Source organism: Microbacterium murale, from assembly GCF_014635185.1.
Classification (GTDB): domain Bacteria; phylum Actinomycetota; class Actinomycetes; order Actinomycetales; family Microbacteriaceae; genus Microbacterium; species Microbacterium murale.
The window spans coordinates 105,984-128,935 of record NZ_BMCM01000004.1; the positions used below are offsets into that span (position 1 = coordinate 105,984).

The window sequence follows — 22,952 nt, forward strand, 5'->3', positions numbered from 1 at the left end:
GTTGGCTCCCGTCGTGTCATGGCCATGGTCATATCTCGGCGGAGAGCTCGAGGATCGCGTTCGCGACCATGGCCGGGATCCGCTCGGCGCCGATCACGACGGCCCCCGATTCCGCGAGCTGCTGGTCCAGCGTGCGCGACCAGACTGGTTCGAACGCGATGACGGCGGCCGAGGTACCCAACGGCATCCTCTCGGCGAGGGCGCTGAGGTCCTCATACCCGGCGAGGCCGCGCGCACTGAGTTCGAGTCCGGCTAGTGCGAACTCGACGCGATCGACTTCACTGACGGTCACCTGATCGTCCGCTGACTTCTCGAGGACGACGAAGTCGAGGAGTCGTACAGCGCCCGTGTCCACCTGCGCCGCCAGCGACGCCAGGAGCCCGGGCGATGGCCGCCCGGTCTCCTGCGCGACGATGGTCAGCTCCACCGGGCCGAGCGTGAAGGGCTTCATCTCGTCCCATCGCTTTCAGCGGCTACGCCAGTGCCTTCGCCTTGATCTGCGCGAACTCCGCATCGGTGATGGCACCTGATGCGAGCAACTGGGAAGCCTTTTCGATCTGCTGAGCGGGATCTGGTGCGGAGCCTGCCACATCACGGATATACGCGTCCGACGCGGCCTTTTCGTCCCGATATGTCTTCGAGGCACGTTCGCCCATGCCGCTGCCGCGGGCGATCACGTAGACGAGCACCGTGATGAACGGCACGAAGACCAAGAACAAAATCCAGACGGCCTTCGCCCAGCCGTTCAATTTGTGATCACGGAAGATGTCGATCAGCACCGTGAAAAGTGCCAGAAGATAGGCGATGAAGATGTATGCCCAGAACATCCACCAGAAGATGGACCAGACGGATTCCCAGAATGACATGAGGCTACCTTTCGTCGTGACGATCACGTCGTCGGTAGCATGGTGGCATCTCCCTCCCGCGCTTGCGGCGGGCCTCATCCGGGAGGGGTGAGGACTACGAGATGTTGACGAGATGCATCGCGCGGCTGGCATCCGTGATGCTGCTCGACAGCGACGGGTAGGCCGCGAAGACGCGTGAGACCTGGTCGACCGTGAGACGGCGCTCGACGGCCACCGCGATCGGATAGATCAGCTCCGACGCCTTCGGCGCCACGATCACACCGCCGATGACGGTGCCAGAGCCCTTGCGGGCGATGATCTTCACGAAGCCGTCCTTGATGCCCATCATCTTCGCGCGCGGGTTCGCGGCCAGGGGCAGCTTGTAGACCAGTCCGTCGGCGACGCCGTCCTCGACGTCCTTCTCGCCCCAGCCGACCGTGGCGATCTCGGGGGCGGTGAAGATGTTCGAGGTGACCTTGATCTTCTCGAGCGGGATCACGATGTCGCCCAGCGCGTGGAACACCGCGGTGCGCCCCTGCATGGATGCGACGGAGGCGAGCGGCATGAAGTTCGTGCAGTCACCGACCGCGTAGATGTTCGGCACGGAGGCGCGCGCGACGCGGTTGACGCGGACATGGCCGGACTCGGTGAGTTCGACACCAGCCTCCTCCAGGCCGATCCCCGCCGTGTTCGGAACGGATCCGACCGCCATCAGGCAGTGGCTGCCCTCGACGGTGCGACCGTCGGAGAGCGTCACGAGCACACCGGTCTCCGTGCGCTCCACGCTGTCGGCGCGCGACTTGGACAGCACAGTCATGCCGCCGCGCTTGAAGACCTTCTCCAGCACGTGCGCTGCGTCCTTGTCCTCGCCGGGCAGCACCTGATCGCGGCTCGAGACGAGCGTCACCTTCGCGCCGAGGTTCATGTACGCCGAGGCGAACTCCGCGCCGGTGACGCCGGAGCCGACCACGATCAGGTGCTCAGGGAGCGCCTTCATGTCGTACAGCTGCGTCCAGGTCAGGATGCGCTTGCCATCCGGCTTCGCACTGTCGAGCTCGCGCGGCGATGCGCCGACCGACACGATGATGGTGTCGGCCTCGACGCGATCGAAATCGGTGCCGCCTGGCCCGGTGGCGACCACGATCGCGTTCGGACCCTCAAGACGTCCGTGACCGGAGAGGATGCGCACACCGGCCTCGAGCAGCGTCTCGCGCATGTCCTCCGACTGCTGCCCGGCAAGTGCGAGCAGACGCTTGTTGACGGCGGCGAGGTTGATAGCGATCTCAGGCTTGAGCGGCTTTCCCGCCGCGCCCTTCGCATAGAACTGCACACCGAGATCGCTCGCCTCGGAGATCGCGACTGCGGCGTCGGCCGTGGCGATCAGGCTCTTCGACGGCACGACGTCGGTGAGCACGGCTGAGCCTCCGACACCGACGCGCTCGACGAGAGTCACCTCCGCACCGAGCTGGGCTGCGGCGAGCGCCGCTTCGTAACCGCCGGGACCGCCGCCGAGGACGGCAACCCGCTGAGTGCGCTCGAAAGGAGTGGAAGACATGACCCCCATTCTTCCGCAATCCCGAGTGCGTTGCCGTCACCACTCTTAGAGTGGATCCATGACCGACATTCACGACAACCCCCTCGACGACCCGAACGCCGATCCGTTCCAGGTCGCAGCCCTCGCCGCCGCGGACATCGCGCGGCTCAGCGGCGTCGAGAAGCACGACATCGCCCTCACGCTCGGAAGCGGATGGGGCAAAGCCGCCGACCTGCTCGGCGAGACCATCGCGACGATCCCGGCCACCGAGGTCACCGGATTCTCCAAGCCGGCGCTCGAGGGCCACGTCGGCACACTCCGCAGCATCCGCACGCCCGGCGGCACGCATGTGCTCGTCATCGGCGCCCGCACGCACTACTACGAGGACCACGGCGTCCGCCGTGTCGTGCACAGCGTCCGCACCGCAGCCGCCGCAGGGGCGAAGATCATGGTGCTCACGAACGGTGCCGGCGGCATCCGCGAGACATGGAAGCCCGGCCAGCCGGTGCTCATCAGCGACCACATCAACCTGACTGCGGACTCTCCGCTGGAGGGCGCGAACTTCGTCGACCTGACCGACCTCTACTCAGCGCGACTGCGAGACATCGCCCGCACCGTCGACCCGTCGCTGGACGAGGGCGTCTACACGCAGTTCCGCGGACCGCACTATGAGACGCCGGCCGAGGTGCAGATGGCGAAGATCATCGGCGGGAACATCGTCGGCATGTCGACGGCTCTCGAGGCGATCGCCGCCCGTGAGGCGGGCATGGAGGTTCTTGGCTTCTCGCTGATCACGAACCTCGCCGCCGGCATCCAGAAGACGCCGCTCAGCCACACCGAGGTCATCGAGGCCGGCCGCGAGGCCGAGCCGGTGATCTCCGCGCTGCTGGCCCGAGTGGTGGAGGCGCTGTGAGCGAGCAGACCGAGGCGCGACTGGCTCAGGCGCGCGCGTGGCTGCGTCAGGATCCGGATGCCGAGACCCGAGACGAGCTCGCCGGAATCGTCACCAGGGCGGCCTCCGGTGACGCCGCGGCGATCGCCGATCTGGATGACCGGTTCGGCACACGCCTCGCCTTCGGCACCGCCGGCCTGCGCGGAGCGCTCGGCGCCGGCAGCAACCGGATGAACCGCGTACTGATCGCCCAGGCCGCCGCCGGTTTCGCGTCGTATCTGCGCGAGCGCGTGCAGGGCATCCCCACCGTCGTGGTCGGCTACGACGGACGCCGAAACTCCCGGCAGTTCGCGCACGACTCCGCCGAGCTGTTCGCCGGCGCAGGGCTTCGCACGATACTGCTGCCGCGCCTGCTGCCGACGCCGGTGCTCGCATTCGCCGTGCGTCACTTCGGCGCGGATGCCGGCGTCATGGTGACCGCCAGTCACAATCCGCCGGACGACAACGGCTACAAGGTGTACCTCGGCGGTGCGGATGCCGGATCTCAGATCGTGGCTCCCGCGGACGCCGAGATCGCCGCGCACATCCAGCGGGTGGCGGATACCGGCGACATCTCCCGGCTGCCGCGTTGGACCTCGTATGAGACCGCCGCCGAAGACGTTATCTCCGCCTACATCCGCGATACGGCCGCTGTCGCTCCCGCTCCGGAGTCGGCGAAGGGCTTCAACTGGGTCTACACGGCGATGCACGGCGTGGGATGGGAGACCTTCTCCCGCATCCTTCGCACGGCAGGCTACCCGCAGCCGACGACCGTGCGAGAGCAGTTGCGTCCCGACCCGACGTTCCGCACCGTGTCGTTCCCGAATCCCGAAGAGCCAGGGGCGATGGACCTCGCGTTCGCGGCCGCCAAACGCACCCGTGCGGATTTCATCATCGCGAACGACCCGGATGCCGACCGCCTGGCGGTCGCGATACCCGACGAGTCTGCCGACGGCGGCTGGCGCCGGCTGAGCGGCAACGAGGTGGGTCTGCTGCTCGGCGCTCGCGCAGCACGGACTGCGGAGGGCACGCCGGGCGCGTCGCTGGCGTGCTCGCTGGTCTCCTCCCCCGGGCTCGGCGCGATCGCCGCGCACCACGGACTCGACTTCCACGAGACGCTGACCGGCTTCAAGTGGATCTCGCGAGCACCGGGAATGGTGTTCGGCTTCGAGGAGGCGCTCGGATACCTGGTGAACCCGGAGACCGTGCGCGACAAGGACGGCATCTCCGCTGCGATCGCCGTGCTCGGTCTCGCGGCCGAGGCAGAGGAGCGGGGCGCGACTCTCGCCACGCTCGTCGCCGAACTCGGCGACACGTACGGCCATTTCGCCAGCGGTCAGGTCTCCGTGCGCGTGGATGACCTCTCGATCATCGACAGAGTCATGCTCGCCCTTCGCACTCTGCCACCCGCGCGCATCGGCAGCACGACGATCGACTCCGCCGAGGATCTCATGCAGGCGCCCGAGGGACAGCCCTCCGGCGATGTGCTGCGGTACCGACTCGCCGACGGCTCGCGCGTGATCGTGCGGCCGAGCGGCACCGAGCCGAAGCTCAAGGTGTACATCGACGCACGCGGCGATTCGGCCGAGGGCTCCCGGCGCGCGGTCGCCGATCTCGAAGCAGGTGTGCGCGCACTTCTGGAGGAGCGAAGCTAGCATCACTGTATGCCGACCCGACATGTGATCATCAGCGCGCACAACGGTGTGCACGCCCGTCCCGTCGCCGAGCTCGTGCGCCTTGCGCAGGCGCATCACGACTCGATCACGCTGCGGACCGCGAAGGGGACGCAGGTGGATCTCAGCAGTGTGCTGGCCGTGATGGACCTCGCCCTCGTGCAAGGCGATGAGGTCGTGCTGTCCACGGCAGAATCGGCAGGAGCCGCGAGCGTGCTGGATGCGCTGACCGAGGTGCTCGCGAGGCAGGATTGACGCGAGCGGAACTGACGCGAGCGGGGCTGATGTGATGCTCAGCCGTCGATGACGGCGACGAGCTCATCGAGGAACGCCTCGAACGACGTGCCACGGCGGACGATCCGCTGGACGCTCTCGCGTTCGCTGAACACTTCGACGAGCTGCTCGAACACGGTCTGGAACGCCGTGCGATCGCTCTCGCTGAACGCGGCGAGCGCGACGACCTGCACACGACCTTCTCCCCATGCGACCGAGCCATCGGCCACTCCGATCGCGATCGCCGTGCGCTGCGCCGTCATCTGCAGCGCGTGCGGAACGGCCAGCGCGTCCGTGAACGCAGTCGACGACATCCGTTCCCTGACGATCGTGTTCTCGACGTAGTCGCCGGCGATGAGACCGGCACCCACGAGCAGCCCGCCGAGGCGGCGGATGACGGCTTCCTCGCCCTCGTCCTGCAACGGGCGCACGAACGCATCAGCGACGAAGTAGCGCGACAGCTCCTCGCGCAGACGGGTGAGGCGGCGCGTCCGACGCATGCGAGCCGCGGCCTGCGAAACGCGCTCGACGTCGGCCTCGGTGAGGAACGGCTGGATGCGCACGTAGCGGTCGCCGTTCGCACCGGGTTCGATCGTGCTCAGCACGAGATCGGTGTCGATCGCATCCCAGTCGGGATCGACGCTCGTGACGACGCTGGTCACCTCGACCGACGCGCCCAGCGAGCGATCGACGCTCGAGCGCAGCAGCTCGTGCAGTTCGTAGTAGCCGGGGCAGACGATCGTCGCGGTGAGGATCGACTCGGCCTTCCGGCTGCGCTCCAGCCTCCCGCCGATGTGCATCGCGATGTAGGCGATCTCGTCGTCGTGGATCGGGGCGCCCAGCCGATCGTGCAGTCCGCTCGCGATCGACACCGCCACCTCGAAGATCATGGGGTACGACGACTTCAGCGACCTCGTGAGCGGGTTGCGCGTCCAGGCCTGCTCCTCGGCTCGGCGCAGCAGATTCTGCACGTGCAGCGCCAGCCGCAGGATGAACGCCTCATCGACGAGATCGACCTGATAGTCCGCTGCGGCCTGGACGATCTCGGCGCGGACGGCGGCCTCGACCGCCTGATCGACGCCGCTGCGGGCGACATCGTGCCCCACGCTCTGCCCTGGCGCGATCGCCCTCGTCAGCACGAGCGTCGCGAGATGCGCGCTGTCGCCCTCGCCGAGAGCGACGCCGAAGTGCTCTGCGGCGAGCTGCGTGATCACGCCGCCCAGTTTCGGGATCTCCTCCGATGCCCCCGGCTGCGGGGTCTCGAGCGCGCGACCGGCCGAGACACGGTCGGCGGCGATCGCGATGTGCAGCAGCACATCGGAGATCGCGAGCTCGTTGACGTAATAGCCCAGCGCACCCAGCTCGCGTACCAGAGCGGTCTTGAACGGAGCCACGGCATGTGCGGCGACGGCGCTGCCGGTGAGCGCGCGGCGGATGCTCTCCGGGTGGAACGACCCGGCATCCATCTCGTCGTGCGCGAGTCGGCTCAGCAGCCGGCGCTGGGCGATCTCGGTCCCCAAAAGCCTGACCGTCTCGCGCTCGCGTTCGAGCCGGAGTTCCGTGCCGTCCAGCAGCCCGCGCACTCGGGCGAGATCGGCCTCGAGGGTCGCCTCGCTGACATGAAGGCGCTCCGCGGTGGCGAACACATCGATGCCCTCCGACTCATCCAGCAGCATGCGCACCACGGTGTGCAGGCGGTCGCGGGGCGCGGACTCCCCCGTTGCCCGTGCGCGCAGAGTCGCGTGCGCGCCTGCTCCGGCGCGGTATCCGGCGGGCCCTGACTCGACGGCATCGCCGCCTGTCGCGCGGGCGTTGAGCGCGGCGACATAGGAACGGATGCTGCGCGGCGTCACGCCGAACAGATCCGCGAGGCTCGCCGCCGTCGCCCAATCGTCCTGCCGGAGGAGGGTCTGCAGGAGCTGATCCTGACGCTGACGCGACATGTTCCCATGATGCCAGCACCACCGCGCCCGCGGGCGCAGCGGAGGGTTCCGCAGGGGAGGAAAGGAACGTGGTGGCGCCGCTCACAGCTTCTTCCCAGAATGGAGAGCAGGAAGAGGTGCATCGATGAAGATCCTGGTGGTGTGCGGCGCGGGGGCGTCCAGCACATTCGTCGCTCAGCGACTGCGGCGCGCGGCATCGGACGCCGGCCTCGGCTGGGACACCGCCGCCGGCACCGAGCAGACGATCTCGACCGCGTTCGCGGACCTCGTGCTCGTCGGCCCGCATCTCGCCGACCGGGTGGATGCCATCCGCGCCGCATCCCACGCACCCGTCGCGGTACTCCCCGACGACGTGTTCGCCGACCGCGACGGCATCCGCACGCTCGCCGTCGCCCGCAGGGCGCTCTCCTCCTCGACGAACGATTCACCGTCCACCGCGAAAGGAACATCATGACCGAGATCTCACGCACCGTCCGCATCGGCTCCTCCCACGGGTTGCACGCGCGCCCGGCGAAGCTGTTCGCGCAGGCCGCCAAGGACTCCGGCATCTCCGTGACGATCGCGAAGGATTCCGGCAAGCCGGCCAACGCGGCCAGCATCCTCGGGGTGATCGCTCTCGCGATCGAGTACGGCGACTACGTGACGCTCACGGCGGACGGCGAAGGCGCCGAGGGCGTGCTCGACTCGCTCACCGAACTACTGACGACCGATCACGATCAGGAGGCGGCCGGATGACCGAGTTGCGCGGCGTGGGCGTCGGTCGCGGCATCGCCCAGGGCCCCGTCGTCCGCATGGCGGAGCCGCTGCCGGCACCCGAGAACACGCCCAGCACGATCGGCACGGATGCCGAGCGCACCCGCGCCCGCGAAGCCGTGGCGGCCGTCGCCGCGGAGCTGCAGCAGCGTGCGGACACCGCCGGAGGCGCCGCCCAGGAAGTGCTCGAGGCGCAGGCGATGATCGCCGAGGACCCGACCCTTCAGGACGAGGTCGATTCCCGCATCGATGACGGCGGCACTGCCGAGTGGGCGGTGCACGACGCGTTCGCCGGCTTCCGCGCCACGCTCGAGGCCGTCGGCGGCTACCTCGGCGAGCGCGCGGCCGATCTCGACGACATCGCCCAGCGCGTGCTCGCGCACCTGCGCGGCCTCGACGCTCCCGGGGTGCCGGATCCGGGGCATCCGTTCGTGCTCGTCGCCCGCGATCTCGCACCTGCCGACACCGCCCTGCTCAACCTGGAACAGGTGCTGGCGCTGATCACCACCGACGGCGGCCCGACCTCGCACACCGCCATTCTCGCGAGGGAGAAGGGCATCGTCGCGATCGTGGGAGCGACCGAGGCGTCGTCACTCGCGACCGGCACGAGCGTGATCGTGGATGCGGCGGCGGGCGTGGTGACAAGCGATCCGACCACCGAGCAGCTGGAGAAGGCCGCCCAGCGCGCCGCGGCGCTCGACGCGGCGGGGAGCGCTCCGCTCACGCCTGGCGCCCTCGCCGACGGCACGGCCATCGCTCTGCTCGCGAACCTCGGCAAGCCGGCGGATGCCGCGGACGCGGTGTCGCGCGGCGCGGAAGGCGTCGGCCTGTTCCGCACCGAGTTCCTGTTCCTCTCCTCCGCTCAGGCGCCCACGGTGGCCGAGCAGCGGAAGTCGTATCGCGATCTGCTCTCGGCGTTTCCGGGAAAGAAGGTCGTGGTGCGGATGCTGGATGCGGGCGCCGACAAGCCCCTCGCGTTCCTCAATGACGCGCACGAGGAGAACCCTGCCCTCGGGCTGCGGGGCCTCAGGTCGCTGCGCGCCAGCGAGGACATCCTGCGGGAGCAGCTCACCGCTCTCGCCGAGGCGGATGCCGAGACCTCCGCAGACCTGTGGGTCATGGCACCCATGGTGGCCACCGTCGAGGAGACGAAGTACTTCACCGCGCTCGCCCGGGAGTACGGGATCAAGACAGCAGGTGTGATGGTGGAGATCCCGGCCGCCGCGCTGCTGGCCGACCGGGTGCTCGCCCATGCCGACTTCGCCTCCATCGGCACGAACGACCTCACCCAGTACACGATGGCCGCCGACCGCATGCTCGGGTCCGTCGCGAGCTTCCAGGACCCGTGGCACCCTGCGGTGCTGCGACTGGTCGGCGAGGTCGGCGCGGCAGGAGCCCGCCTCGGCAAGCCGGTCGGGATCTGCGGCGAGGCGGCAGCGGATCCGCTGCTGGCCGCCGTGCTGGTCGGACTCGGCGCCACAAGCCTGTCGATGGCGTCGGCGGCCCTCGCCGACGTACGACTCGCGCTCTCCGAGCGCACCCTCGACGAGGCGAAGCACCTCGCCGAGGTGGCACTGGCGGCAGACGATGCCGCAAGTGCCCGCAATGCCGTGGCTGAAGCCGTCACGGCCCTCCCTTCACACCAGAAAGAGACGACATCATGACGACGACGTCAACAGCCGCCCCGAAGCAGAACGGGGTACGGGTGGGCGTGCAGCGACTCGGCACGTTCCTCTCGGGCATGATCATGCCGAACATCGCAGCCTTCATCGCGTGGGGCTTCATCACGATGCTGTTCATCCCCGCCGGATTCTTCGGCGCCGACAGCCCGTTCGGATGGCACTGGGCCCCTGTGGCCGAGATCATCGGCGGCGGCGGCGACTCCGCGCTCATCAACTGGCCGGGCGCCATGACGGCGCTGACGGAGGGCGACAACGGCAACTTCCAGGGCTACGTCGGCCTGGTCGGCGCCATGGTGACCTACCTGCTGCCGCTGCTCATCGCGAACACGGCCGGCCGCCTCGTCTACGCCGAACGCGGCGGTGTCGTCGCGACGATCGCGACGATGGGTGTCATCGTCGGCACGAACATCCCGATGTTCCTCGGCGCGATGATCATGGGACCGCTGGCGGCATGGATCACCAAGCAGATGGACCGGCTCTGGGACGGCAAGATCCGCCCCGGATTCGAGATGCTGGTGAACAACTTCTCCGCCGGCATCCTCGGCATGATCCTCGCGATCGCCGGTTTCTTCGCGTTCGGTCCTGTGATGCTCGGCATCAGCACAGTGCTCGGCGCGGCTGTCGACTGGCTCGTCACGCTGCAGCTGCTGCCGCTCGTCTCGATCATCGTCGAGCCGGCGAAGGTGCTGTTCCTGAACAACGCCATCAACCACGGCGTGTTCACACCGCTCGGCATCGAGCAGGCGACCGAGAATGGCAAGTCGATCCTGTTCCTCATCGAGGCCAACCCCGGCCCCGGCCTCGGTCTGCTGCTCGCGTTCACGTTCTTCGGTGTCGGCGCTGCCAAGGCATCGGCGCCTGGAGCCGCGATCATCCAGTTCTTCGGTGGCATCCACGAGATCTACTTCCCGTACGCACTCAGCAAGCCCACCACGATCCTCGCCCTGATCGCCGGCGGCGCGGCAGGCGTCACGACGAACATGCTCCTCGGCGGTGGTCTGGGATTCCCGGCAGCCCCAGGAAGCATCATCGCCGTGACGGCGGCCGCGATCGGCGGCGGCGTCTGGAACCTGGTGGTGGTGTACCTCTCGGTCATCCTCGCCGCCGTCGTGACGTTCCTGATCACGGCCGTCATCCTGCGGGCATCGCGCAAGCGCGATCTGGCCGCAGAAGGCGACACGTTCGGCGCGGCGATCGCGCAGACCGAGGCGAACAAGGGCAAGAAGTCCGAGCACCTGTCGAACCTCGCAGCCTCCGCATCCGCAGGTGGCACGGCAGCTGCCGCGACGTCGACCACGGCGACGGCGACCGCTCCGATCCAGAACATCGTGTTCGCCTGCGACGCCGGTATGGGATCGTCGGCGATGGGCGCGAGCGTGCTGCGCAACAAGCTGAAGAAGGTCGGCATCGAGGACGTCAAGGTCACCAACCAGGCCATCGCGAACCTCGACGGCACCGCCGACCTGGTGATCACCCAGCAGCAGCTGACCGACCGCGCGAAGGGCAAGTCCCCGAACTCGATCCATGTCTCGGTCGACAACTTCATGAATGCGCCGCAGTATGAAGAGGTCGTCGAGATGGTGCGCGAGCAGAAGGAATCCGGCGAGTAATCGATCCGGTGGGGCGGATGCGAACAGCATCCGCCCCACCTCAGAAAGGAACATCATGGCCGTACTGTCAATCGGACAGGTCCGCATCCACTCCGGCTCCGCCACTCAGGACGATGCGCTGCAGGAGGCGACCGACATCCTCGTGGCAGCCGGCGCCGTCACCCCCGCCTACGTCGACGCGATGCGTCAGCGCGAGGAGACGGTGTCGACCTTCATGGGCAACGGCCTCGCGATCCCGCATGGCACGAATGAGACGAAAGAGGCCATCCTGGACTCCGGCCTCTCTGTCGTGCGCTACGACGGCGGCGTGGATTGGGCGGGAGATGAGGCCACGTTCGTGATCGGCATCGCCGGCCGCGGCGACGAGCACCTCGAGATCCTCTCCCAGATCGCCATCCTGTTCTCGGATGAGGACGATGTCGCCAAGCTCAATGCCGCTCAGACTCCGGACGAGCTCTACGCGCTCCTGTCGGCGGTGAACGAAGGATGAAGGCCGTCCACTTCGGCGCCGGGAACATCGGGCGCGGCTTCGTGGGGCTGCTGCTGCACGAGGGCGGCTACGAACTGGTGTTCTCCGACGTCGCCGACGCCCTGGTGGACGCCATCAACGCCACGCAGTCGTATACCGTGCGCGAGGCGGGCCCCGGCGGCGTGAATCGGATCGTCACCGGCTACCGCGCGGTGAACAGCAAGACGGACCCGGATGCCGTTGCCGACGAGGTCGCGACCGCCGATGTCGTCACGTGCGCCGTCGGTCCGACCGTGCTGCGCTTCATCGCCCCCGCGATCGTCGCAGGGCTCGCGCGCCGCTCCCCCGACCTCGCTCCGCTGAAGGTCATGGCGTGCGAGAACGCGATCGGAGCCACGGATCAGCTCCGTGCCGAGATCGAGAAGCTGGATCCGTCCGTGACGGATCGCGCCGCGTTCGCGAACACGGCCGTCGATCGCATCGTGCCTGCGCAGCCAGAGGGCGGCGGCGTGGATGTGACGGTCGAGCCGTACTTCGAGTGGGCGATCGAGTCCACACCGTTCGCCGGGGATCTGCCGAGCATTCCCGGCGCGCACTTCGTCGACGATCTCGGCCCCTACATCGAGCGCAAGCTGTTCACCGTGAACACCGGCCATGCGGCGACCGCGTACTTCGGCGCGCAGGCAGGTCACGTGCGCATCTCGGATGCACTCGCAGATCCGTCGATCGTCGCACGCGTCGGTGCAGCGCTGGAGGAGACATCAGCGGTGCTCAGCGCCGTGCACGGGCTCGATCCCGCCGAGCTCGCCGAATACCGCGCCACGATCCTCGAGCGATTCCGCAATCCGGAACTCGTCGACACCGTGCAGCGCGTCGGGCGCCAGCCGCTGCGCAAGCTGTCGCGCAACGAGCGCTTCATCGGCCCGGCAGTCCAGGCTGCGGAGCGCGGGCTCTCGACCTCTGCGCTCGTCGCCGCCGTCGCTGCCGCCGTCGCATTCGACGACGAATCGGACGAGCAGTCCGTGGAGCTTCAGCGGATGCTGCGCTCTGAGGACGCGGACGTGCTCACCGCCACCGTCACGGGTCTGGAGCCGGAGCATCCGCTCTTCGACGCCGTGCACGAGGTCTTCGCCGCGCGGCAAGAGGAGCTGCGCACCCTCTGACGACTTCCCGCACGACGATGCCGCTACGATCGAGCCTGGGGGACGCCAGATCGAGCACAGCGTCGTGCGGGGAGCATCATGAGCAGATACGCCGTCATCGGCGCTGGACCGTCCGGCCTGGCCATCGCGCGAGCGCTGCAGGTGCGGGGCATCGAGGTCGACGGCTTCGAGGCGTCGCACGGCGTCGGCGGCCTGTGGGACATCACGAACCCGCGCAGCACGATGTACGAGTCGGCGCACCTCATCTCGTCCCGCACCACGACCGAGTTCGCCGAGTTCCCGATGGTCTCGGACGTCGACTACCCGAGCCACCGGGTGCTGCGCGAGTACTTCCAGTCGTACGCGGATCACTTCGGGCTCACGTCGCTGTTCCACTTCGATACCCGCGTGACCAGGCTCGAACCGCGTGACGGCGGATGGGACCTCGCTCACACGGGTCCGGACGGCGTGGGTACGCAGTGGTACGCGGGGGTCATCATCGCGAACGGTACGCTCGCGGAGCCGACCGTGCCCTCCTTCGAGGGAGAGTTCGCCGGCGACCTCATCCACACGAGCGCATACAAGAGCGCGTCTCAGTTGGACGGCAAGCGGGTGCTCATCGTGGGTGCGGGCAATTCCGGCTGCGACATCGCCGTGGACGCCGTGCACCACGCGGCATCCGTCGACATGAGCGTGCGCCGCGGCTATTACTTCGTCCCGCGCTACCTGTTCGGCAGACCAAGCGACACTCTCAACCAGGGCAGACCGTTGCCGGCGCGCATCAAACAGGCCGTGGACTCCCGCGTCCTCAAGGCGTTCACCGGCGACCCGGTTCGTTTCGGTTTCCCCAAGCCCGACTACCGCATCTACGAATCGCACCCGATCGTGAACACGATGGTGCTGAACCACCTCGGGCAGGGCGACCTGCGTGTGCGCGCCGACGTCGAGCGATTCGACGGGCATGCCGTCCTCTTCCGCGACGGTTCGAGCGGCGACTACGACCTCGTGATGCTCGCGACCGGATACCACCTGGACTACCCGTTCGTCGATCGCGAGCACCTGCAGTGGCGCGGGGCATCACCGCGGCTGTTCCTGAACATGTTCCCCGCGACTTTCAACGGCCTGTACATGATGGGCATGATCGAGGCGTCCGGCATCGGCTGGCAAGGCCGGTACGAGCAGGCTGAGCTCTTGGCGAGCTATCTCGCCGCGGCCGAGAACGCACCGGAGAACGCCGAACGCTTCCGGGCGAGGGTGACCGGCAGCCCGTGGCCGGATGTCACCGGCGGCTACCACTACCTCGGCCTCCCCCGGATGTCCTATTACGTGAACAACCACGCCTACCGCGCGGCCGTCCGCCGCGAACGCGATGCGCTGGAGGCGGCACGATGACGCGGCGACTACGCTGACCATGTGCAGAAGACGCGACGCCGGAGAATCCTGGCCAGGGTCGGATGGAGTGTCCTTCTCGTGGTCGTTCTCCTTGTCGGCGGGACGATCGCCTGGAGCCAGATCGGCGTGAGCAAGGCAGAAGCCGAGCCTCTTGCTGCCGTCCGCGCGAACCCCGATGTCACGATCACGGACGACGCGGCGGGAATCGTCCTCTCCCCATCCGACGGCTCCTCCGACATCGGTCTCGTCTTCATCCCCGGCGCCAAGGTGGATCCTTGGGCGTACGCCGCGACGCTGCAGCAGTTGTCCGCCGAAGACGACATCACCGTCGTCATCACCAAGCCGTGGCTCAATCTCGCCTTCTTCGACCCGCGCCCGTTGGACACATTCGCCTCCCTGGCACCCGAGATCGATCTTTGGATCGTTGGCGGCCATTCCCTCGGCGGCGTGCGCGCTTGTCAGCTCGCTTCAGATGCCGACGCTCTCGCGCTTTTCGCGTCGTACTGTGCCACCGACCTGTCCGACAGCGGGTTGCCCGTGTTGAGTATCTCGGGCAGTGAGGACGGCCTGTCGACCCCCGAGAAGATCGCGGATGCCAGGCATCTGCTGCCTGAAGACGCCGAACTCGTCGAGATCGAGGGGGCATCTCACGCCTCATTCGGGGCGTACGGGCCGCAAGCGGGCGACGGAACACCCACCATCTCCGACGCAGAGATGATCGCCCAGCTCACCGACCTCGTCGGCGACTTCGCGATCGAAGTCGAACCCGCGGACTGAGCGGTCCTTTCAGAGGACGCCGACGTCGACGACCGCATCCAGAATCGGATGCAGGTGCTTGGTGCCGAGCGCCGTCGAGGCGGATGACGCGCCGGACGCGAGTGCCTGAGGCAGCGCCGCGCCCGCGAGCCGTGCTGCCAACACTCCCGCGAAGAAGGCGTCACCGGCGCCGTTGGTGTCGACGACATCCACCGGCACGGCATCCACCCGGTGCGTCTGGCCGTCCCTGTCCACCGCCACCGCCCCATCGGCGCCGAGGGTGCAGACCGCGAACGACGCCCCGGACGCGACGCACGATCGCAGGAATCCGACCGGATCGGTCAGCCTGTCGGCGTTGCAGAAGACCGCATCGGCAGCGTCGAGGAACGGGCGATGGAACTCTGCCTCGCCGTCGTAGTCGTGCACGTCGACCCACACCGGACGCCCGCTCGCCTTCACGAGCGGCAGCAGCCGCAGGGACTCGGCCGCCAGATCGAGCACCACGATCTCGGCATCCGTCATCACCGTACGAACATCGTCAGGTACCTCCGCCGTCTGGGCGGACACCCCCGAGAGATAGAGCGAAACCCTCTCGCCGGCGCGCGTCATCAGATTGAGGTGCCGCTCGGTCACGGTGCTGGGTCCCCAGCGCACGTCGATTCCCGCCGCCGCCAACGCCGCGGCGACCCTGCGTCCCTGCGTCCCGCCTCATCGTCACCCTTGAGCGCGTACAGCACCGAGGATGTCCCCAACGCTGCGAGGCTCAGAGCTTTGCCCGCGCTGGTCCCGCCCACCGTGTCCCAGCTGCCTTCGGCGAACTGCATGTGCGGCACAGGCTCCGGCAGCCGGTCGAGCACGACCAGAGAGTTCCAGGATGCGGGGCCCGCGATGAACACGGAGGGCGAGACGATGTCAGGACCTCCGGAAGCCGTCGGCGATCATCTCGACGAGCTCCTCGCGCTCCTCGATCGGCAGGAATGCCGCGGATGCCGCGTTGAACTGGAAGGCCTCGAGGTCGTCGAGGTCGTAGCCGAAGGCGTCGACGAGCAGCGCGAGCTCACGAGTCAGCGACGTGCGGCTCATGGTGCGGTTGTCGACGTTCACCGTGACGGCGAAGCCGAGCTGGTAGAGCAGATCGAACGGATGATCGGCGAGCTCAGTGCCCCATGCCTCGATCGCGCCGGTGTGCACGTTCGAGGACGGCGAGAGCTCGAGGGGGATCTCCCGGTCGCGAACCCAGCGTGCGAGGTCGCCGAACTTGACCTGAACCTCATCGCCGTCCCGATCGATCACGTCGAGGTCGCTGACGATGCGTACTCCGTGTCCGAGGCGGAGCGCACGCCCGTCGAGAAGCGCACTGCGGATCGATGCGAGTCCTGCCGCCTCCCCGGCGTGCACGGTGACCGGGAAGAAGTTCTCGGCGAGCAGATCGAACGCCTCACGATGATCAGAGGCGGGGTAGCCGTCTTCCGGGCCCGCGATGTCGAAGCCGACCACGCCGCTCTCGCGGTGATCCAGCGCGAGCTCGGCGATCTCGAGCGACCGATCGCTCTGACGCATCGCGCTGAGGATCTGGCCGACGCGGATGCTGCGCCCGCTGCGGTCCACGGCGTCCTCGCCGTCTTCGATCCCCTGCTGGACCGCTTCGACCGCGTCGTCGAGCGAAAGTCCGCCCGCGAGGTGCTGCTCCGGCGCCCACCTGACCTCGCCGTAGATCACGCCGTCTGCCGCGAGGTCCTCGACGAACTCGCGCGCGATGCGCGTGAGGTTCTCGGCCGTCTGCATCACACCGACGGTGTAGTCGAACGACTCCAGGTAGTCCACCAGCGAGTCGGATCGACTGCGCTTCGTGAACCAGTCGCCGAGACCATCGGCGTCGCCCGCCGGCAGTTCCAGGCCGATCTCCGCCGCCAGTTCGACGATCGTCCCAGGGCGCACGGCGCCGTCCAGATGATCGTGCAGCGAGATCTTCGGGAGCGAGCGCAGCGATACGCCCTCGACCTTGATGTCACCGTCGGAAGCGATCGACATGGGATTGTGTCCTCTCAGAGACCGACGCGTCGCCGGACTCAGCGAGCGGTGAAACCCCAGCCTACGCGGTGATGCGCTCGCGGACGAGCGGGCCCTTCTCGGGCGCGGTGTCGCCGATCGACCACGCGCCGTCGAGCGCCTCGAGAGCACGAGGGAAGCGCGCCTCATCCTCCGCCGAGAGCGTGAACAGCGGCTGACCCGCCGTCACATGGTCGCCCGGCTTGGCGTGCAGATCGATGCCGGCCGCGTGCACGACCTTGTCTTCGGCGCGGGCGCGTCCTGCGCCGAGGCGCCACGCCGAGATGCCGAACGGCAGGGCGTCCATGCGCGTCACGACGCCGTCGGCGGGAGCCGTGACGACATGCGTCTCGCGTGCGGTCGGGAGCGCAGCATCCGGATCGCCGTCCTGGGCGCGGATCATCGCCTTCCAGACGTCCATCGCGCGGCCGTCATCCAGCGCGCCCTCGACATCGGCATCCGGGTGTCCCGCCAGTGCGAGCATCTCGCGCGCCAGCGCCAGGGTCAGCTCGCGCACGTCGGCCGGGCCCCCTCCGGCGAGGATCTCGACCGACTCGCGCACCTCGTTGGCGTTGCCGATCGCGAGACCGAGCGGCACGTTCATGTCGGTGAGAAGCGCCGTGGTGGCGACGCCGGAATCGGTGCCGAGTGCGACCATGGTCTGCGCGAGTTCGCGCGCACGGTCGATGTCCTGCATGAAGGCGCCGGAGCCGAACTTCACGTCCAGCACCAGAGCATCCGTGCCTTCGGCGATCTTCTTCGACATGATGCTCGACGCGATCAGCGGGATCGCCTCGACCGTGCCGGTGACATCGCGGAGCGCGTAGAGCTTCTTGTCGGCAGGCGCCAGACCAGAGCCCGCCGCGCAGATCACGGCACCGACGTCGCCCTGCATCTGCGCGAACATCTCCTCGTTGCTGAGCGCCGCGCGCCACCCGGGGATCGACTCGAGCTTGTCGAGCGTTCCGCCGGTGTGCCCGAGACCGCGACCGCTGAGCTGCGGCACCGCGACGCCGAATACGGCGACCAGTGGGGCGAGGGGCAGCGTGATCTTGTCGCCGACGCCACCGGTCGAGTGCTTGTCGACGGTCTTCTTGCCCAGGGATGCGAAGCTCATCCGCTCCCCCGACGCGATCATGGCGTCGGTGAGCACGCGGATCTCATCGCGCTGCATGCCGCGCTGAAACACGGCCATCGCGAACGACGCCATCTGCGCATCCGACACGTAGCCGCGCGTGTAGGCGTCGACCATCCAACGCAGAGCGGGCTCCGGGACCTCGCCGCCGTCGCGCTTCGCGCGGATGACGTCGATCGCGTCGTACGCCTCAACGCTCATCGGGCATCCTCCAGGTCACGCGGTCCGAACGCATCGGGCAGCACCTCGTCGATCGTGCGGATGCCGGACACGGTCTCCAGCAGCATCTCCGGCATGGAGTGCTCGAACAGGAGCTGACGGCAGCGGCCGCACGGCATGATGGTCTGGCCGTCGTTGTTGACGCACACGAACGCGACGAGCCGCCCTCCGCCGGACATGTGCAGATCGCCGACCAGCGCGCACTCGGCGCACAGGGTCACGCCATACGAGGCGTTCTCCACATTGCAGCCGGCGACGATACGGCCGTCGTCCACGAGAGCGGCGGCTCCCACCTTGTACCGCGAATACGGCGCGTACGCCTTGTGCATGGCGTCGGTGGCGATCTGACGCAGCTCGTCCCAGTCGATGTCAGTCATTGTTGCTGTGCCCTGTCCTCTAGCTCTTGATGTACGGCTCGCCGGATGCTGCCGGCGGGCGTGATCGTCCGACCAGACCGGCCACGGCGAAGATCGTCACGACGTACGGCAGCATCAGCATGAACTGGCTCGGCACCGGGGATCCGATGACCGACAGCACTCCCTGAAGGTTCGTGGCGAAGCCGAACAGCAGTGCCGCCAGGGTGGCGCGCACCGGGTCCCACTTGCCGAAGATCACGGCGGCGAGGGCGATATAGCCGGCGCCCGCCGTCATCTCGCGGCCGAACTGCGGGTTGGTGACCAGCGTGTAGAACGCGCCGCCCATGCCGGCGATCGCGCCGGCGAGCATCATGTTCCAGTAGCGGGTCGGTGCGACCTTGATGCCGACGGTGTCCGCGGCCTGCGGGTGCTCGCCGACCGCGCGCAGGCGCAGGCCCCAGCGGGTGCGGTAGAGGCCGAACCACACCAGGAACACCGTGATGTACATCAGGTACACGATGATCGTCTGGCGGAAAAGCACCGGGCCGAGCACCGGGATCTCGCTGAGCACGGGGATCGAGATCACCGGGAACAGCGGAGGGGAGTTGAGTGTCTCGGGATTCGCGTTCAACACCTGGCGGTAGAGGAACGTGGTCAGCCCGGCGACGAGCACGTTCAGCACCACACCGACGATCACCTGGTTGACGTAGTAGGTGATCGCGAACACGGCGAGCACGAGCGAGACCAGCACACCGGCGACCATCGCGGCGATGAGGCCGATCCACGGGCTCCCGGTCGCCGAGCCGACGAGGGCGGCCATGAAGGCGCCGGCCAGCAGCTGCGCCTCGATCGCGATGTTGACGACGCCGACGCGCTCGCCGATCACACCGCCCAGAGCCCCGAAGATCAAGGGCGTGGCGAGCGCAAGAGCACCACCAAGCAGTCCGATCATCGGCAGCGTGCCACCAGCCGACGCCCACGCGAGGAATCCGACCAGCAGGATCACGACGTAGACCACGGTCAGCCAGAGCGGCAGTCTGCGCTGGGCGCGCGTCCACAGCACCGCGAGCAGCGTGGTGGCGGCCATGAGGACGACGCACACCCAGGCGGTCGCGTTGGCCGGGAGGACCAGTTCGGGGAGCTGGATCACGGCGTCGGCCGAGCGCACCAGCCGGAACGTGCTCATCCCGTCTCGGGGTGCCAGCAGTGGCAGCAGTGCGAAGAGCACCGTGAAGAGCGCGAAGATGACCGGCGTCTTCCACGAGGTGATGGCGACGCGGCGCTGCTCGTCGCTGACGACAGCTTCAGCGGAGATGGTCATGCCGACACCTCCTCGGTGCGGGGCGAGTCGTTCGTCGCCGGATCATTCGGCTTCTTGGGCTTCTTCGGCTTCGCGGGCCTCTTGCGAGCACCAGGCTGCGGCAGACCGAAGATCGCACGCACCAGTGGCGGTGCGGCGATGAACAGCACGATCAGCGACTGCACCACGAGGACGATCTCGATCGGCACGTTCTCCGAGGCCTGCATCGCGAACCCACCGGCCTTGAACGCGCCGAACAGGATGCCGGCCGCGAGCACGCCGAGCGGCGTCGAACGTCCGAGCAGCGCGACGGTGATCGCGTCGAAACCGATCCCGGCGTCGATGTCGCTGCCGAAGCCGCTGGTCACGGTGCCGAGCACCTGGCTGACGCCGGCGATGCCGACCAGACCACCGGCGATCACCATCACCAGGAAGTACATCCTCCCGACGCTGATGCCCGCCACGCGTGCCGCCGCCGGGTTCTCCCCCACGGCTCGGAAGCGGAAGCCGAGGCTCGAACGCTCGAGCAGCCACCAGGTGAAGGCGACCGCGATCAGCGCGAGGATGAAGCCGGCGTGCAGCTTGTACTGCGATCCGAGGATTCCTGGCAGCAGTGCCGACTCCGCCATCGCCGCGGTCTTCGGGTTGTTGGAGCCCGGCGCCTGCAGGATGCCGGGTGTGGCCAGCATCCATGCCAGCAGGTAGAACGCGATGTGGTTGAGCATGATCGTCACGATCACCTCGTGCGCGCCTGTTCGCGCCTTGAGGATTCCGGCGATGCCGGCCCAGATCGCACCGGCGATGATGCCGGCGATGATGGCGACCAGCATGTGCAGAGGCCACGGCATGTCCATGCTCGTCGCGACCCAGCCGGCGGCGGCCGCGGCCATGAGCATCTGGCCCTGGCCGCCGATGTTGAACAGACCGGCGCGGAACGCGAGCGCGACGCCGAGACCGGCCGCGATCAGCGGTGTCGCGAATTTCAGCGTCTCGGTGAGCGGTTTGATCCCCGCAGCGAACCCGTCGACGCGGAAGTTGTAGATCGCGCCCTGGAACAGCGCCACGTAGGCGCCGGAGATCGACTCCCACACAGCGAGCAGCATGTCGCCGGGGCGCGCGAAGAAGTACCCCGCCGTGCGCTGCACCTCGGAATCGGTGAAGGCGATCATGATCGACCCCGCCACGAGGGCGAGGATCACGGAGAGGACCGAGATCATCCCGTTGCCGGTGGCGATGCGCTGCAGCGCACTGTTCCAGCGGGTCGGTTCCGCCGAGCCGAAGTCCGCGGGTGCGGCCTTGATCGGGCCAGGTGTGAGAGCGCTCATGCGCCTGCCTCCTCGGTCGTCTCGACCATGCCCGCCATCATCAGGCCGAGCTTCTCCCGTGTGGTGTCGCCCGGCACGACGCCGACGACCTTGCCGCGATACATCACCATGATGCGGTCGGCGAGTGCCGCCGCCTCATCGAGCTCAGTGGAGATGACGATCACCGGGATGCCCGAATCCCTGGTCTCGATGATGCGCTTGTGGATGAACTCGATGGATCCGACGTCGACGCCGCGCGTCGGCTGCGCCGCCACGAAGAGTGAGAGTTCGCGGCTCAGCTCGCGAGCGAGCACGACCTTCTGCTGGTTGCCGCCTGATAGTCGCCCTGCCTGCTGGGCCGGCCCTTGCGTGCGGATGTCGAACTCGGTGATCTTCTCGCGTGCGAACTCGTCGAGCGCACGCAGTTGCAGGGTGCCCGCTTTGACGAACGGGGCGCCGACCGAACGGTCGAGAATGAGGTTCTCCGCGATCGAGAACTCCTTCACCAGCCCGTCGACGCTGCGGTCCTCCGGAACGAAGCCGACGCCGTCGTCGAGGATGTCGCGCACTGATCGCCCCACCAGCTCGGCGCCATTGAGCTGCACGCTGCCTTCGACGCGCGGCTGCAGGCCGACGATCGCCTCGGTGACCTCGGTCTGTCCGTTGCCCTGCACACCGGCGATCACCAGGACCTCGCCGCCGCGCACCGAGAACGACACGTCGTCGACGAGCACAGTGCCGAAGGGATCGGTGACGGTGAGGTTCTTCACGATGAGCGATTCCTCGCCCAGCTTCGGTGCGTTCTTGTGCACCCTGAGCTCGACGGCGCGCCCCACCATGAGCGAGGCGAGCTCCTCGTTGCCGGCGGTCGGAGACGCCTCCCCGACGACCTTGCCGAGTCGGATGACCGTGATCCGGTCCGCGACCTCGCGGACCTCCCGGAGCTTGTGGGTGATGAAGACGATGGAGGTGCCCGATTCCTTGAGCTGACGCATCGTCGCCATCAGCTCATCGGTCTCCTGCGGCGTCAGCACAGCGGTGGGCTCATCGAATACGAGCACTTTGGCATCGCGGGAGAGCGCCTTGATGATCTCGACCCGCTGCTGCACGCCGACGGGCAGATCCTCGACGACGGCATCCGGGTCGACGTGGAAGCCGAAGCGGTCGGAGATCTCGCGCACCATCGCTCGAGCCGCAGGCAGATCGAGCCGGCCACCGAAGCGGGTCTTCTCATGGCCCAGCATGACATTCTCAGCGACAGTGAACACGGGGATCAGCATGAAGTGCTGGTGCACCATGCCGATGCCGGCGGCCATCGCGTCTCCAGGACCTGCGAAGTTCTGCACGACATCGTCCAGCAGGATCTCGCCCTCGTCGGCCTGGTACAGGCCGTAGAGCACGTTCATCAGCGTCGACTTGCCCGCACCGTTCTCGCCGAGGAGACAGTGGATCTCCCCCGGTTCGATCGTGAGATCGATGTGGTCGTTTGCCGTCAGCGCGCCGAACCTCTTCGTTATGCCGCGCAGTTCAAGCTTCATATTTCAGATCCTAATCAGCAAAGGTGCCCCGTCCCAGGTTCGGGTCGG

The 22,952-nt window shown here is 67.9% G+C and carries 22 protein-coding genes; 11 read left to right on the top strand and 11 right to left on the bottom strand.

All coding sequences use genetic code 11. The features are described 5' to 3' along the window. Positions 1 to 28: 28 nt before the first annotated feature. The 3 genes from IEV67_RS12860 to IEV67_RS12870 all read right to left on the bottom strand — a co-directional run bounded on the left by IEV67_RS12860 (position 29) and on the right by IEV67_RS12870 (position 2,409). Positions 29 to 451, bottom strand: coding sequence for a DUF6325 family protein (locus IEV67_RS12860; RefSeq protein ID WP_188436981.1), 423 nt, complete (start codon positions 449 to 451; stop codon positions 29 to 31). A 22-nt stretch (positions 452 to 473) separates the two neighbouring features. Next, positions 474 to 893 carry an SHOCT domain-containing protein gene (locus tag IEV67_RS12865; RefSeq protein WP_306440998.1) on the bottom strand — a complete coding sequence of 140 codons (420 nt, stop codon included), beginning with the start codon at positions 891 to 893 and terminating at the stop codon, positions 474 to 476. A 67-nt stretch (positions 894 to 960) separates the two neighbouring features. Further along, on the bottom strand, positions 961 to 2,409 hold the full coding sequence (locus IEV67_RS12870) for an NAD(P)H-quinone dehydrogenase (RefSeq protein WP_188436982.1): 1,449 nt from the start codon (positions 2,407 to 2,409) through the stop codon (positions 961 to 963). Positions 2,410 to 2,458: 49 nt separating this feature from the next. Here IEV67_RS12870 and IEV67_RS12875 point away from each other — a divergent pair, with 49 nt between their 5' ends. Genes IEV67_RS12875 through IEV67_RS12885 form a run of 3 tightly spaced genes read left to right on the top strand, consistent with a single transcriptional unit; the run spans position 2,459 to position 5,238 of the window. Continuing rightward, positions 2,459 to 3,292, top strand: coding sequence for a purine-nucleoside phosphorylase (locus IEV67_RS12875; RefSeq protein ID WP_188436983.1), 834 nt, complete (start codon positions 2,459 to 2,461; stop codon positions 3,290 to 3,292). Then, positions 3,289 to 4,965 (top strand): phospho-sugar mutase, encoded by a 1,677-nt coding sequence (locus tag IEV67_RS12880; protein ID WP_188436984.1) that lies wholly within the window; start codon positions 3,289 to 3,291, stop codon positions 4,963 to 4,965. Before IEV67_RS12875 ends, IEV67_RS12880 begins: the two co-directional genes overlap by 4 nt. Positions 4,966 to 4,974: 9 nt before the next feature. Continuing rightward, on the top strand, positions 4,975 to 5,238 hold the full coding sequence (locus tag IEV67_RS12885; RefSeq protein ID WP_188436985.1) for an HPr family phosphocarrier protein: 264 nt from the start codon (positions 4,975 to 4,977) through the stop codon (positions 5,236 to 5,238). A gap of 38 nt (positions 5,239 to 5,276) precedes the next feature. Here IEV67_RS12885 and IEV67_RS12890 read toward each other — a convergent pair whose 3' ends face one another. Continuing rightward, positions 5,277 to 7,199, bottom strand: a complete 1,923-nt coding sequence (locus IEV67_RS12890; RefSeq protein WP_188436986.1) for a BglG family transcription antiterminator — start codon at positions 7,197 to 7,199, stop codon at positions 5,277 to 5,279. A gap of 124 nt (positions 7,200 to 7,323) precedes the next feature. Between IEV67_RS12890 and IEV67_RS12895 the strand changes: the two genes are divergently transcribed. The 8 genes from IEV67_RS12895 to IEV67_RS12930 all read left to right on the top strand — a co-directional run bounded on the left by IEV67_RS12895 (position 7,324) and on the right by IEV67_RS12930 (position 15,024). After that, the gene (locus tag IEV67_RS12895; RefSeq protein WP_188436987.1) at positions 7,324 to 7,653 is read left to right on the top strand and encodes a PTS sugar transporter subunit IIB; all 330 of its coding nucleotides are present in this window, start codon (positions 7,324 to 7,326) and stop codon (positions 7,651 to 7,653) included. Then, a complete protein-coding gene (locus tag IEV67_RS12900) occupies positions 7,650 to 7,934 on the top strand; it encodes an HPr family phosphocarrier protein (protein ID WP_033106842.1) in 285 nt (94 codons plus the stop codon). The genes IEV67_RS12895 and IEV67_RS12900 overlap by 4 nt, the downstream gene beginning before the upstream one ends. Next, positions 7,931 to 9,616 (top strand): phosphoenolpyruvate--protein phosphotransferase, encoded by a 1,686-nt coding sequence (ptsP, locus tag IEV67_RS12905; protein ID WP_188436988.1) that lies wholly within the window; start codon positions 7,931 to 7,933, stop codon positions 9,614 to 9,616. The genes IEV67_RS12900 and ptsP overlap by 4 nt, the downstream gene beginning before the upstream one ends. Beyond that, positions 9,613 to 11,244 (top strand): PTS mannitol transporter subunit IIBC, encoded by a 1,632-nt coding sequence (locus IEV67_RS12910; protein WP_188436989.1) that lies wholly within the window; start codon positions 9,613 to 9,615, stop codon positions 11,242 to 11,244. Before ptsP ends, IEV67_RS12910 begins: the two co-directional genes overlap by 4 nt. Positions 11,245 to 11,299: 55 nt before the next feature. Beyond that, positions 11,300 to 11,734, top strand: a complete 435-nt coding sequence (locus IEV67_RS12915; RefSeq protein WP_188436990.1) for a PTS mannitol transporter subunit IIA — start codon at positions 11,300 to 11,302, stop codon at positions 11,732 to 11,734. Beyond that, the gene (locus IEV67_RS12920; protein WP_188436991.1) at positions 11,731 to 12,876 is read left to right on the top strand and encodes a mannitol-1-phosphate 5-dehydrogenase; all 1,146 of its coding nucleotides are present in this window, start codon (positions 11,731 to 11,733) and stop codon (positions 12,874 to 12,876) included. Before IEV67_RS12915 ends, IEV67_RS12920 begins: the two co-directional genes overlap by 4 nt. 78 nt (positions 12,877 to 12,954) lie before the next feature. Beyond that, a complete protein-coding gene (locus IEV67_RS12925) occupies positions 12,955 to 14,247 on the top strand; it encodes a flavin-containing monooxygenase (protein WP_188436992.1) in 1,293 nt (430 codons plus the stop codon). A gap of 78 nt (positions 14,248 to 14,325) precedes the next feature. Continuing rightward, on the top strand, positions 14,326 to 15,024 hold the full coding sequence (locus IEV67_RS12930; RefSeq protein WP_188436993.1) for an alpha/beta hydrolase: 699 nt from the start codon (positions 14,326 to 14,328) through the stop codon (positions 15,022 to 15,024). A 9-nt stretch (positions 15,025 to 15,033) separates the two neighbouring features. Here IEV67_RS12930 and IEV67_RS12935 read toward each other — a convergent pair whose 3' ends face one another. The 7 genes from IEV67_RS12935 to IEV67_RS12965 form a co-directional block, all read right to left on the bottom strand. Next, on the bottom strand, positions 15,034 to 15,657 hold the full coding sequence (locus IEV67_RS12935; RefSeq protein WP_229703102.1) for a PfkB family carbohydrate kinase: 624 nt from the start codon (positions 15,655 to 15,657) through the stop codon (positions 15,034 to 15,036). 258 nt (positions 15,658 to 15,915) lie between these two features. Then, positions 15,916 to 17,034: an adenosine deaminase gene (locus tag IEV67_RS12940; RefSeq protein WP_188436994.1), complete on the bottom strand. Its 1,119-nt coding sequence runs from the start codon at positions 17,032 to 17,034 to the stop codon at positions 15,916 to 15,918. A 61-nt stretch (positions 17,035 to 17,095) separates the two neighbouring features. After that, complete coding sequence (locus tag IEV67_RS12945) at positions 17,096 to 18,388, bottom strand: thymidine phosphorylase (RefSeq protein WP_188436995.1); 1,293 nt, start codon at positions 18,386 to 18,388, stop codon at positions 17,096 to 17,098. Next, positions 18,385 to 18,783 carry a cytidine deaminase gene (locus IEV67_RS12950; protein ID WP_188436996.1) on the bottom strand — a complete coding sequence of 133 codons (399 nt, stop codon included), beginning with the start codon at positions 18,781 to 18,783 and terminating at the stop codon, positions 18,385 to 18,387. The genes IEV67_RS12945 and IEV67_RS12950 overlap by 4 nt, the downstream gene beginning before the upstream one ends. Before the next feature lie 19 nt (positions 18,784 to 18,802). Beyond that, a complete protein-coding gene (locus IEV67_RS12955; protein WP_188436997.1) occupies positions 18,803 to 20,083 on the bottom strand; it encodes an ABC transporter permease in 1,281 nt (426 codons plus the stop codon). Further along, positions 20,080 to 21,387, bottom strand: a complete 1,308-nt coding sequence (locus IEV67_RS12960) for an ABC transporter permease (RefSeq protein ID WP_188436998.1) — start codon at positions 21,385 to 21,387, stop codon at positions 20,080 to 20,082. The genes IEV67_RS12955 and IEV67_RS12960 overlap by 4 nt, the downstream gene beginning before the upstream one ends. Further along, on the bottom strand, positions 21,384 to 22,904 hold the full coding sequence (locus tag IEV67_RS12965) for an ABC transporter ATP-binding protein (protein ID WP_188436999.1): 1,521 nt from the start codon (positions 22,902 to 22,904) through the stop codon (positions 21,384 to 21,386). The genes IEV67_RS12960 and IEV67_RS12965 overlap by 4 nt, the downstream gene beginning before the upstream one ends. Between the last annotated feature and the right edge of the window lie 48 nt (positions 22,905 to 22,952).